The 12,101-nt window shown below is 57.2% G+C and carries 13 protein-coding genes and 1 pseudogene; 6 read left to right on the plus strand and 8 right to left on the minus strand.

The features are described from left to right. The first annotated feature begins 40 nt into the window (after positions 1-40). Both ACF8FB_RS25610 and ACF8FB_RS25615 read left to right on the plus strand, forming a co-directional pair. Positions 41-394 carry a hypothetical protein gene (locus tag ACF8FB_RS25610; protein WP_010954599.1) on the plus strand — a complete coding sequence of 118 codons (354 nt, stop codon included), beginning with the start codon at positions 41-43 and terminating at the stop codon, positions 392-394. Between the two features lie 94 nt (positions 395-488). Beyond that, the gene (locus ACF8FB_RS25615) at positions 489-671 is read left to right on the plus strand and encodes a hypothetical protein (protein ID WP_010954600.1); all 183 of its coding nucleotides are present in this window, start codon (positions 489-491) and stop codon (positions 669-671) included. Between the two features lie 90 nt (positions 672-761). On the opposite strand, the gene ACF8FB_RS25620 is transcribed toward ACF8FB_RS25615, so the two are convergent. Next, entirely contained in the window at positions 762-1,076 is a 315-nt protein-coding gene (locus ACF8FB_RS25620; RefSeq protein WP_392509507.1) for a chemotaxis protein, read from the minus strand. A 164-nt stretch (positions 1,077-1,240) separates the two neighbouring features. On the opposite strand from ACF8FB_RS25620, the gene ACF8FB_RS25625 reads away from it, so the two are divergent. Continuing rightward, positions 1,241-2,065 (plus strand): S24 family peptidase, encoded by an 825-nt coding sequence (locus ACF8FB_RS25625; RefSeq protein WP_049586564.1) that lies wholly within the window; start codon positions 1,241-1,243, stop codon positions 2,063-2,065. Between the two features lie 38 nt (positions 2,066-2,103). Here the strand turns inward: ACF8FB_RS25625 and ACF8FB_RS25630 are convergent, their stop codons facing one another. Beyond that, positions 2,104-2,427, minus strand: coding sequence for a DUF1654 domain-containing protein (locus ACF8FB_RS25630; protein ID WP_049586565.1), 324 nt, complete (start codon positions 2,425-2,427; stop codon positions 2,104-2,106). Between the two features lie 234 nt (positions 2,428-2,661). Between ACF8FB_RS25630 and ACF8FB_RS25635 the strand changes: the two genes are divergently transcribed. Further along, positions 2,662-3,336 carry a polysaccharide lyase family 7 protein gene (locus ACF8FB_RS25635; protein ID WP_010954604.1) on the plus strand — a complete coding sequence of 225 codons (675 nt, stop codon included), beginning with the start codon at positions 2,662-2,664 and terminating at the stop codon, positions 3,334-3,336. Between the two features lie 1,236 nt (positions 3,337-4,572). Here the strand turns inward: ACF8FB_RS25635 and ACF8FB_RS25640 are convergent. The 6 genes and pseudogenes from ACF8FB_RS25640 to ACF8FB_RS25665 form a co-directional block, all read right to left on the minus strand. Further along, positions 4,573-4,865: pseudogene (locus ACF8FB_RS25640) on the minus strand (GNAT family N-acetyltransferase); the annotation flags it as partial. A gap of 114 nt (positions 4,866-4,979) precedes the next feature. Then, positions 4,980-6,128, minus strand: a complete 1,149-nt coding sequence (gene solA, locus ACF8FB_RS25645; RefSeq protein ID WP_010954605.1) for an N-methyl-L-tryptophan oxidase — start codon at positions 6,126-6,128, stop codon at positions 4,980-4,982. Next, a complete protein-coding gene (locus ACF8FB_RS25650) occupies positions 6,121-7,035 on the minus strand; it encodes an EamA family transporter (RefSeq protein WP_010954606.1) in 915 nt (304 codons plus the stop codon). The genes solA and ACF8FB_RS25650 overlap by 8 nt, the downstream gene beginning before the upstream one ends. 5 nt (positions 7,036-7,040) lie before the next feature. Then, on the minus strand, positions 7,041-7,880 hold the full coding sequence (locus ACF8FB_RS25655) for a methyltransferase (RefSeq protein WP_010954607.1): 840 nt from the start codon (positions 7,878-7,880) through the stop codon (positions 7,041-7,043). A 17-nt stretch (positions 7,881-7,897) separates the two neighbouring features. Then, positions 7,898-8,692 carry a pyrroline-5-carboxylate reductase gene (locus ACF8FB_RS25660; RefSeq protein WP_010954608.1) on the minus strand — a complete coding sequence of 265 codons (795 nt, stop codon included), beginning with the start codon at positions 8,690-8,692 and terminating at the stop codon, positions 7,898-7,900. A 201-nt stretch (positions 8,693-8,893) separates the two neighbouring features. Next, the gene (locus ACF8FB_RS25665; protein WP_010954609.1) at positions 8,894-9,826 is read right to left on the minus strand and encodes a LysR family transcriptional regulator; all 933 of its coding nucleotides are present in this window, start codon (positions 9,824-9,826) and stop codon (positions 8,894-8,896) included. A 592-nt stretch (positions 9,827-10,418) separates the two neighbouring features. Between ACF8FB_RS25665 and ACF8FB_RS25670 the strand changes: the two genes are divergently transcribed. Next, positions 10,419-11,834 carry a coproporphyrinogen-III oxidase family protein gene (locus ACF8FB_RS25670; protein WP_392512371.1) on the plus strand — a complete coding sequence of 472 codons (1,416 nt, stop codon included), beginning with the start codon at positions 10,419-10,421 and terminating at the stop codon, positions 11,832-11,834. Positions 11,835-11,860: 26 nt separating this feature from the next. After that, positions 11,861-12,100 (plus strand): acyl carrier protein, encoded by a 240-nt coding sequence (locus ACF8FB_RS25675; protein WP_010954612.1) that lies wholly within the window; start codon positions 11,861-11,863, stop codon positions 12,098-12,100. Position 12,101 lies beyond the last annotated feature (1 nt).

Here is a 12,101-nt window from a genome sequence, read left to right on the forward strand (position 1 = left end):
ACAGGGCCCCGGACGTGGGGTTTTCCTGCGAGGTTGTTTTATGAACCGTCTCATTCCCGGAATCGTCCTGCTGGTCGGTGCCCTGGCCATCAGCGGGCCTGCAGCAGCGCACGGCGGCTATGGCGGCCATGGGCATGGTGGTTGGTATGGGCCGGGACCACTTCTAGGTGCGGCAGTGGTCGGCGCCGTGGTGGGGGCGACGGTTTATGGCGGCCATGACCGTACGGTGTATGTCGAGCGCCAGCCGGTCTATTACGCGCCGCCGCCGGTGTACGTACAACCGCCTCCACAGCCGCTGTACTACCAGCCCTACTACGCGCCTCCCCCGCCGCCACCGGGCTACCGCACCTATTATGGGCCGCCGCCGGTGTATTACGGGCCACCGCGCTGGTAAAGGTTGACAGGACCAATGATCACTATCGAGGAAGTTGATTTCAAACAGATCCGGCTGCTGCGTATGGTAGAGCCATGTTTTAAAGGAGGTCCCCATGGCCACTATCCAGATCATGTCCGTTGTCGGTAGCGCCGTTCCCGCCTCACTGCGTGAGCAGGGCCTGCTGGCGTGCTGGTACCTGGTTCGCAACGGCGAAGCCGTGAGCGGCCCGATGCCGACCCGCGCCTCAGCCCAGGCACTGGCCGAACAGTTGCAACCAGGCACTTTGGTTGCCTGAACCGAATTTGTTGTGCGTTGCTCCCTACGCCCTTGTTGCCCGCCAATTTGGCGGGCTTTTTTTTCTTCACGAATTGCCCGGGCTGCCACCTCATGTCTGGCCGCTACTGCCCAGCTTACTGGTCAGCACCATGACCTTGCCTTGCAGCCGGCCTACGGTCATTACCAGCTCGTTTCGCTCCTTGGTGAGCAGATCAGCTTTTGCCTGCGCCTCCCTTCGAGCATCTCGTTCGATGTCCAGCAGCTCTGTCAGGTGGCGGATGACGGCAATTTCTGCGGTGTCCATCGCGCGGTCGACTGCATCCCTCGACAACCATTTACGCAACCACAGAAACGCACCCAGCAATATACTCCCCGTACCGCCCAGCCAAGTGGCGGTGCCCGGGCCGAGGTCGGTCGGATCCATGTGAACCTCATTACAGATGATGATGTGATCAGCCCTGGAGAAAAATGTCTCGTCGGCTTTCCTTGTTCGTGCGCTTAATTTAGCCTACGGCTAACAACACGACAAGAGCAGATTTAGCCATGCGCACATTTAGCAGCAAGCTAAACACTGGCATGCTTCACCCCATGGACATCTACCAAATTCGCAAGCACAACCTGGTGAAGCTGATCGGCAGCCAGAGAAAGGGCACCTGCGCAGAGCGCTGGGGGATGGCGCCTGCACACCTTAGCCAGATCCTTTCCGACAAGACCGTGAAAAACCTGGGCGATGACGTGGCCCGCCGCATCGAGGGCATCGAAGGCTTGCCACGGGGCTGGTTCGACGCGCTGTCGCCAGGCGAACACGCACAAGCGGCTGTCGAGCCAGGTGACAACAAGCTCTCTGCAGCCGACCTGGTCAAACAGATGCTGGCCCGAAGCGGCAAAGGTATCTCCGAAGAAACCCGGCAAAGGCTGCTGGCAGCGGCGCAAGAGCCTGCAGATGCCACGCTGCTGGAGGCCGAGCCGCTTCGCCCCGGCCTGGTCGGTGACGAAGTGTGGATCGCCCACTATGACGTGCGGGCAGCCATGGGTGGCGGCCAGATCCCCCACGACTACCCCGAGATGTTCAAGGACGTTCGCGTCAGCCCCAGCCACCTGCGCGAACTGGGCGTGACGTTCAGCGAGCACCATCACCTGAAGATGGTGACTGGCTGGGGCCAGTCGATGGAGCCGACCATCAGGCACCGCGACCCGCTGATCGTCGACGTCAGCATCCGCGAATTCGTCGGTGATGGTATCTACTTCTTTTCCTGGGGCGACCACATCTACATCAAGCGGCTACAGATCGCGGACGAGGACCACTTCGAGATGATCTCCGACAACTCGCGGCACAAAGACCGCATGATTCGTCGGGAAGAGACCTACATACAGGCCAGGGTCCTGCTGGTGTGGAATGCCCACCTTGTATAAACCGAAGCCCGCCCTGACCAGCGGGCTTTTGCTAAAGCTCAGAACGGTGCAGCCTCCTCGACCTGAGCCTCGCAGTCGCGCTCGACGATAAAATCATCACGCTCTTCCACGCTACTGCGCGCCCATCGCACTGTCACGCTAGCGTCATCATTGAACGTCAGCTGCAACTCGGGCATTTCCAGCAGCTGGCCCATCACCTCCTCCCATTCCGCTTCACCGTCGCTATCCAGACGGTGCACCACTACCCAGCGCTGCGTCTGTGCGAGCGGGTGGTTGATCATTGACGATACCCGCAGGCTAAGCCGCTCTATTCCGGTCATTTCCTGGCGCTGATGGGGTTCCGACTTCATGTGGCTTGCCATATTCTCATCCTGATAGCTGTATATTCGTACAGTACGCAACAAAAGCTTATCTCATCGCCAAATCCTGCGTAAAGCCCCCCGCTGGGGAAAATTTCGCCTGTAGGTAATTTCCCGTGAAGCGAAATTATTTTAGCCATAAGCTATTGACCTAGATTTAGCTTGAGGCTAAGTTTGCGTTCAGCCGTCGCTTGTACGGCGGCTATGCCACTCAAACCTTTTCGCCAGGAGTTCCCCATGGCCGTAGATATCAGCCACCTCACCATCGCCACGCCGGTAGCCGTCTCCTCAACCAACCCTGTTGCTCTGGAGCTGAACGGTGCTGAAGCGATTGCCCGCTTTCCCAGCATCGTGACGGTGCTCAGCGATGGCTCGATCCAGTTCTCAGCCCCAACCAAAGGGGCTTCGAGCAAAAGCACCCACAGGACACGCTGCGAATGGACGGAAACGCAAGACTGGACGCTGGCCAGCGCCCAGGATCACTGGAATCGCCAGACAATGACGCTGACCAAGGTCAACTCGGCGCAGAAGGTGGTCATCGCCCAGATGCACGTACGCGGGGACGACGGCCCGCCGGTAAAGGTGTTCTGGAACAAGGGCAACATCACCCTGGGGTTTCGGCGCACCTTCAACCAGACCGACCCGGTGAATTCCACAGTCCTGAAGGGGGTGCCACTGGGTGCGACGTTCAACATCAGCATTCACACCACGTCTGAAGGCGTGGTAACCGTGACGGCCGAATGCAACGGGGTATCCGCTTCGTCGGGCGATTTGCAGCTCGACAGTACCTGGGCTTCACGCCTGTTCGAGTTCCACGGCGGGGTCTACAACCAGGTCGACTACACCGACGCAACCCCCGCCGAGGACGGCTCGATCTGCATCATCAGCGAGCTCTCGCTCATCCATCGCTGAACGTCGATGCCCAGCCCTGCTATCAAAACCCCTCAGGGCGTCGCATGAATGCAAAAAGCCCAGCGCGGGGCTGGGCTTCTATCAGCTGGGCTGAACAGTACTTCCGCCAGCCTTTACACACTGTACTGGAAGTTACTCCAGTGGGCGCTTGTGATAACTATAACGCTCGGCATTGGATGCCCGCGATGGGTCCGGCGGGCCTGATCTCTGCCTGCCTCGAAAGGGCCGATTATGTGCGGAATCGTCGTGATCCTCGGGCTGCTCCCGTTTACCTTCCGAGTATTGACCGCCTGGCGGACCATTGTTTTCAGCCGGCCTGCTAACCTGCTGATCACAATCCATTCCATCCCTATCTATGGTCATACGCACCTCTCAATCCTCAGAAGCTCTGAGCTACATCAAGTGTGCGCTTACCCTGTCCAGAAAGGTTTTATATCAGATCACCGGACACGGGCGAGAACCTCAATACCGGGACCTTTCGCTGAACTGCATCCCACTATTGGTACTAAAATTGGTACGCGCCGGCTGTACGTCCATCCAGCACATCCCGGCAATGCAGCAGTAGCGTGGGAATCTAGCCTCAGATCGCACCGCAAGCGGCCTGAGCATCTGGCCTGTCTAATAGGGTTCAGCCAGTTTCAGCGACTTCAGCTCTTAGCTGGGCGCATTCAATCATGCTGGGGTAACCATTTGACTTCTGGCTGCCTACCCGCGAAAGAGCGTCTTCGGTGAACGCGCATGGCGACTATGACCGTTCTTAGGCCTCGGCAAATGGCCGCTCTGGGTCGATAGCAGCCCGTCGCGGCAGACCGCTTCTATCAAACAAAAGATAACCCACTGTTCTTTCTAGCGAAAAAACAGGCGCGCGGGGTCAATGGCGGCGAAGTGTTCACTCTTCTATACGTGGTCACAGCAAGCTGTGCCGACAGGGATTAACTCCGATGCCATTTGGACCACTCTCTCATTCGGGAGCAAAGCAGCACACCAGTGCGGTCTACGGCCTCTTTCCCGCGCATTGGGAACCATAGCAAAGTATTCGGCGGCTGACCTACCCGGATCAGTCGGCGAATGCTTTTCTAGATCTCGATGTCAGTGCAGATCTGACGTCATGCGCATCCTGTTTGCTGTGCGACAGCGCAGCCTGGAAGGGCTGGGTAATCTCTCATGTGGCATTGGGATTTGGGATAGGAAGCTTATTGGAGCCTCGGGGCGATAGCCTTCGTCTCCGAAATCAAACCGCCAATACCCCACATCATGCCAAGCATCGAGCTTGAATCCGACCTGCGGAAACGTACTGATGTGCTAGAAACCGAGTCGCTCGTGCAGCCCGATACTGCCTTCATTCGGCAAGGCAATGCCGGCATACGCCGAGCGATATCCGAGACGCTTCAGAACCGGCAGCAGCACATCATAGAGCTGCCGAGCAATCCCGTTGCGGCGCTGTCCCTTCCGACATACACCGTCACATCTACCGCCCACCGGTACGCCGCGCGCGCCCGGTGCTGACTGGCGTAGGTATAGCCGACTAGGTGTTTCACAAATAACGACCATAACTCGTGGCGCTTTTTGGTTGTATTTCCAAAACACCATACTAGCCAGCACCGATTCCTGTTTCAGGATAGGTAGACTGTGACCCGCGCACGCTAGTGGGAAAACCGCTCCCGGCTGAAGGCAGGAACCTGTAAGGCCAACGACTGGCCCGCTAAAGCGCGGGCCAGGCAACTACCCAATGCCGGCGCAAACTTGAAACCATGGCCGGAACAGGCCGAGACATAGAATACACTTGGGAGCTCCTTGCTTTCCCCTATGATGAACGCTTCGTCCGGGGTCATGGTGTATACGCACTTGCGTGAAGCATAGGGACGAGCGATCAAATCAGGAAACACGCGACTTACACAGGCTGATATTTCCTCGATCTGCGCGTCGCTGGCCGGCTCCAGTTGCGTGCGCGGATCCAGCGCCGATTGCTGGTGATTGTGGAAGCCAATCTTGATGCCAGGCTCGGCATTATCGATTTGCGGTGTGCCATACAACAGGCGGCCATCCTCGAGTTCGTAGAGAAACGCCGGAAAGTTCGCGAACAATTGCTCGGCACCCGATTTGAAGGCGCACCAGTAAATCGGCACGCTGCGAGGCCTCAGCAACCCGGACAGGTCGGGTATGAGAGAGCCAGCAAGTCCAGCGCCCGTCGCCAACACCACCTTTTGCGCGAGCACCGATTGACCATCGCTCAGGCGTAGCAGGAATTCGCTTTCGACACGGGTGATGTCCTGCACGTGGCTTCCAAAACGCATCTGCGCACCATGCGCCACCGCCTGGTTCAGCATCTGCAGCCGAGCATCGTCCGCAGCGATGGTAAACGCTCCTTGTTCAAATACCGCCTCCATGTTTTCATCTGCACGGAAGACCGAGAACCTGGCCTCGACCTCAGCAGCGGTCAGTCGTTGATGAGCAATACCGCCAGCCTTCGCGGATGCCGCACTGCCTGAAACAACTCCAGAGCGAATGGGCCCGATGAAAAGCCCCCCGCTGTAATGCAGCAATGGCCGGTGGCTAGTCGCTTGCAGCTCTCGCCAGCCCAGATCCGCTTCCGCCAGAAGTGATAAGTAATCCGAACCTTCCCAGTACGCCTGGCGAAATATCCGCGAGCCACCATAGGAACTTCCCTGCAGATTGATCGGCGCGCCGGCCTCGAGCCCCAGAACATCCTGCTGCTGCTGAGCCAAGCGCCACAGCGTGGCACTGCCCACCACCCCCAGGCCGACAACCACTGCCGTGTAGGACTTATGCATCTTCGACAACTCCTTTTGCCTTGAAGAAAATAGTAGTGAGCAACGGCTCGAGTATGACCAGCAGCATAGCCAGGGCGATCAGCGCAAATGCCAACATTGCGCCATGGGAAGGTATCTGGCCATAGAACATCAAAGCGACGAAAAATTGTGTCAGCGGCAGCACGAACTGCATCAGCCCCATGACACTCAGAGGCAGCCGCCGTGCAGCGAACGAAAAGAGCGCCAGCGGCAATAGGGAAACTGCGCCGCAAAGCAGCAGCAGCGCCGTGTCAGCGGAGCCCAGGGCGGCGATACCCGCCACAGGCGTGCTCACCCACAGGATCAGCGGCATCAGCAGCACGCCCAGCACGAGCGACTCCAGAAACAGGCCCGACCACGGAGGCAGTCGAGCCAGCTTCTTGAGCCAGGTGTAAGTGCCCCAGGTCACGCCAATGACCAGGAACACTCGGCTGTCCAGCCCGCCTTTTTCGAACAGCAGGTAGACGACGCTGCCGATTACCATTGTCAATGACAACCCGCGAGGCACGGACAAGCGCTCTTGATACAGCAGCAAGCCCAACGAGATCCCCAATACCGGCGCGATCAGATACCCCAACCCGCTTTCAAGAACGTGTCCATGAATCGAAGCCCATATGAACGTTCCCCAATTGCCGGCGACCAGCACCGCCGCCGCACCGTGAAGGGCAATGTCGCGTCGCTTCAGCACACACAACAAAGGGACTAACTCCTTGCGTGCAGCAAGCAGCAAGGTGACACAGAGCAATGACATCAACACCCTGCAGCCGAGCAACGCCAGCGCTGGCAATGCCGCCAGGGCCTTCCAGTACAGTGAAGACAGCCCCAGCAGGCAGTTCGATGCCAGCGCGGCAGATAATCCCGCTGCCGCGTCGAAGGTTTTTCCGGCCATGGTGGTCACTCGGCTAACGGCGTGAATGAGAACTCGATGATCTCGTAGGACCAGTGCAGCACGCCGGCGTCGTCAAAACGGCAGTGCGCGCGGCCCTGGCGGGTCCAACGTTCAATCTCCTCATGCAACAACCCCTGCAGAGCACGCCATTGCTCGGTATATAGCACCAAGGGGATCTCATGGCGCTCGAGCAATGACCAATCGATCTTGAAACGCGCCTCATGCATGTCATAGAGGTCACGCATGACACCGGCAATGCCGACCAACGAATTCAGCCCGATGATCAGCTTGCCTCCGGGCTTCAGGTAGCTCGGCACCCGTTCGAAAAACCTGCGCAAGGTCCGCTCGCCATAGAACATTGCTTCCAGCGACAGCCCTTGGGCAGCCTCGATGCGCTGTAGTGCATCGAGGAAGCCATCCGAGGGCGTCTGCCACCCTGGCGGATTGAATAGGATCACATCGTATCCGTCCTCTGCCGCAGGCATTGCGTCGAACAGATCTCCCTGTACGAATTCGATACAGGATTCGCCCAGGTTGACCAGCTCATTGGCACGGGCCGCTTGAACCGCGTCAACAGAAATGTCGCAGGCGGTGATATGCCGCATGCCTAACTGTCGCAGCAGTAAGGCGTGCACACCACTCCCCGTCCCCACGTCAAGAAAACGGGCATCTCTGTCACGCCCCCCGAAACGCCTAGCAATCAGTGACCCGAACGCTTCTCCGGCAGGGCTCACCCTGAACACCTTCGGGTTGTCGATCAACGTAATCCGCTGCCCCATGCCGAAGTACAGGTTATAGGCCGCCAGGTCAGTGTGAACACTTCCGGGCGCGGTCATAGTTGTCATGCCTCATCCTCCTGGAATCACTGACCCAACTCTGCAGAACGCCTGGCTGCCGCATCCAGTGCCGCATTTACCAGCCCTTTGAAGCCAGCTGCGTCCAAGGCACGGATAGCGCGTTCGGTAGTGCCTCCGGCCGTTTGCACCTCCTGGCAGATCTGGCTTGCCGGCTTACCGCTCGCCTGGATCAACGCTGCTGTGCCACTGAGTAGCTGCAGGGCGACGACCGCGGCCTGCTCGCTGTCCAGCCCCATGTGAAGCCCGTAGTCCTGAAGCGCATCGGCAAAGTGCGCGACCAATGCAGGCCCACCGCCGGCCAAAGCCGTTCCAGTGTCGATTTGCCTTTCGTCATTGACCCTCAGCGAGAGCCCGATCACGTCGAAAATCTGCCGAGCACTGTCGATCAGCGCCGCATCGGCATCCGAGGGTGCGTAATACATCGTGACGCCTTGGGCGACTTCCGAGGGCGTATTGGGTATGGCTCGCACGACGGCGTCATGCCCTAGCAGGCGAACCAGCGTGGCATGTGTGATGCCCGCCATCACCGAAACGACCGGCCCACGGTGGCGACAAAGCACCGGATTTGCCGCGAGCATGTTTTCGAACTGCTGCGGTGGCACGGCGAGCACCACACAATCCTGAGGTTGCAGTGTTTGAATCCGTGAAGACGTCTCAAATCCCTTCGCACGCCAATCGTTCGACCGCTGCGTATCAATTTCAATCACACGCAAGTCGGTGGCACTTTTGAAATACGCTTTCAACCCCAGCAGGATTGCCCCGCCCATGTGGCCCGCACCGACCATGTAGATGGTTTTCATATAATTCCCTTTTATGAATTGAAGCAGCAGCGATAAGACGCTGCTGCGGATGCCCGCAGACTGGATCAAGGCAGGACAGTTACAGAACATAATCCCTAGCAAAAAAAACTGTCAATGCATATCCGATTCGAATGAAACACGCATCATTTGATATCACCCCCGTGCACATAACACAGCGTCGCAAAAAAAGGTCGCCTTCACCTATACGGATTCAGCCAGACGTATATCCGAGCGGTATTGCATACATAGCGCGTGCGAGGTACTGCGTATGCATTCCACAAGATGGTCGACAACTAACGAGGCCCCACGCTGAAGCGGGCGAACCAGGCTGATACTGAAAGGCACCGAGACCGTGAGGCGCCGGATGGTGAGGCCCTGACTGGCATAGGTATTGGCCACGAGCGGATTAATGATCGATACGCCGATACCGCTCAGCACCATCTGACAGATAGTGGCAGCATTATCCACTTCAATGATACTGCTGCGCGAAACGCCTAACTGCGCGAATACACTGTCCAGCTGGTGTCGATAAGGGTCATTCGGTGCCAAGTGAATGAAGGGGTATTGGCTTAACTGCCGAGGGTCGATGTGGGTAAACGCTGACAGTGGATGGCCCGGTGGAAGAACACAGACTTCATCCACATCCGTCAAGTGTTCAGTGGTGGTCCCCATCGGGGCACTCACGCCCTCGATCAAACCGATGTCGTACGCTTGGCTGGATATCAGCGGTTCGATATCGGGCGAGTCGTGAGTCGAGAGGCTGAGGTTGATATCAGGGTAGATCTCCATGAACCGCGCCAGGCTGGCCGGCAAGATCGTTTGTGACAGGACAGGCAGGCTGAGGACGCTGACCTTCTCGCGCAGTCCAAGTTTTATGATTTTCGCGGCGGCACTCACTCGTGCCAGACCGTCATAGGCCTTGAGAATCTCGGAATGCAAAGCCATCCCTTGAGCCGTGGGCTTGAGGCGTCCCTTGTGGCGTTCGAACAGCATCATTCCGATACTGCTTTCAAAGTTGGAGAGCTCTCGGCTTATCGTTGGCTGGGACGTCTCAAGTAACTGCGCAGCGCCGGTGACCGTTCCAGTGATCATGATCGCCTTGAATATCTCTATGTGCCGAAATTTTAGTTGCATCTTCACTCCCTGAATAACGCAAATCACTATGACCCAATAACCCTGCCCCTTCCCACTGCGGGTCCATCGCCGCCTACCCACGACAGCTGACTCACAACTGCCCCATCGTACCCGGCTGATCGCACGTTGCGCCATGCCCGTGCAAGTGGTGAAGCAGCGGCCCACCCAGATGGGACCCTACGCTGCCAGCAATCCTGGCCCACGCCACGAACAACAGGCCGAGGAACACCTGCTCGTATATCAGCACTGAGCGTCAGGCTGCAGGATAATCATTCTATTGAGGTTTTCTTGCAAGTATCGCCCTGGCTCGCACCTTCAGCGTAGGCGCGACACTTATGCCCTTCAAATACTTACTGCAAGGAACATCAACCACGCCGCATATAAAACCGAACCAATCCACCTTTTAAAAATACGTAAAACCATTACCGCGCACCACTTATTAATATCAACTTTTTCACAGGCAATACATTTTTGATATAGATTGACAACTGCCTAAAAGATCATTGAGTATCCCCGCCGCCGGCACTCTTTGCCGAACAATGCCCAGGGACTTTGGGTTGAAATAATTCACAATGGAGGTCGCGTGCGCGCTATGGCTGACAACTCGAATTTCAATGATGTTCTGAATGCGGCCATGACGCGAATGAACCATCGTTATCAAGACGTACCCGCCCACTTCTGGGTTGATCGCACGGCCTTCACACATCGCTTCGATAACTTGCGTCACATGGCAAGCCGCAGCATCAGCGCGCCGTTGTCACCCCTACAGGCGCAGCAGGCCATCGTCCAGGAACTGGCCGTTGCCAAAAATACGGCGCTTTATCTTGGCGTGCCGTGGTGCATTCAAACCTGCTCATTCTGCGACCTTGCCTACTCGCGTAGCCCACGCGTGGAAGAGAAACGCGAATACATCGAGGTCATCCTCAAGGAACTGGATATCTACAACAATGCCGGGCTAGCTTCGGTACCCGCGGGAAGTCTCTACTTCGGAGGTGGAACGCCCTCCATTCTCGACAACGACCTGCTCGCGGCTTTCGTCGATGGCGCCTTGCAACGCAGTCGACTTGCCGACAATCCGGTGATCACGCTGGAGGCGAGCCCGGCAACGCTGACCACATCGAAACTGAAACTGCTCCGCGCTCGCGTCAATCGCATCAGCCTGGGCGTGCAATCCACCGATACGGCATTGCGGCAACGGGAAGGGCGGATCCTGCCGCGAGAAAAACTTCTGGAGCGGGTGGCCACCACACTGGAGCATTTCGATCTGGTTAATACCGACGTCTTATATGGGATGCCCGGGCAATCACTTGAGTCGGTGTTTCTGACTCTGAAAGACCTGGTGAATCTGGATGTGCCCTCCATCACCTTCTATCGCAACGAACTATTTGCCGGCACCAAGAGTTATCAACTGGCCCGCCAGCAACCTTGGGCAACGGTCTCCGAATACAAGGCCAGGGAAATGTACTTCCTTGGCAAAACCTACCTCGAAGCATGCGGCTACCAGGAAAGCCCCTTGGGGTGGTTCGTTAAAGCCAGGAAGACAGAAGCCATCACTTCATGGGAAACGATGATCGAACGCTGGAGTACAGTCGTTCCCTATTTCGGCCTGGGCATGGGGGCCTTTTCCACAGCCGCCAGCCATTGGGTGCAAAACCATGAATCACTCAATGGCTGGATGGAGCGTGTGCGAAGCGGCCGATTACCGTTGGCCAGTGGTTCGCTGTTCGATGACAAAGAACGATTCATGGTCAAGTTCATGCGCTACATCCGGGTATTCAGCCGTGTGAAGAGAGCCCACCTGCTGGCTGAGAGTGGAGTAACGCGTCCCGCCGTAGAACAACTGCTCGATACCTGGGTCGCCATGGGCCTGGCTATCGATGATGCAGAGTGGCTGGTGTTCACCGAGGCGGGTTGTTCACTCATCCATTGGCTGATCGATGATTTGGCCCGCGCGTTCGTCGAAGGCGCATTCAATACGGAAATTAAAATTGCTGCGGTAAACATCTGACAGCCTGACTGGGAGTCCTTTATCCAATGACGATCATCCATGCGATCGAGAAGATACTAGCTGATCTGGTCGACACCTCGGTATTCGACCCACATGCCGACTTGTTCGAGCAGGGCATCAACTCTTTGCAGATAGCGATTCTTATTGATGAACTCAATAAGCGCTTCAATCTCTCCGCCAGCCTCGACGTCCTCACCGAAGGGGCTTCGATAACGGCCTTGGCTGCAACATTGAGCCGGAAAATCACGCTTGAGAACATCGGTTAAG

This window comes from Pseudomonas sp. yb_2, from assembly GCF_043103905.1.
Taxonomy (GTDB): Bacteria; Pseudomonadota; Gammaproteobacteria; order Pseudomonadales; family Pseudomonadaceae; genus Aquipseudomonas; species Aquipseudomonas alloputida.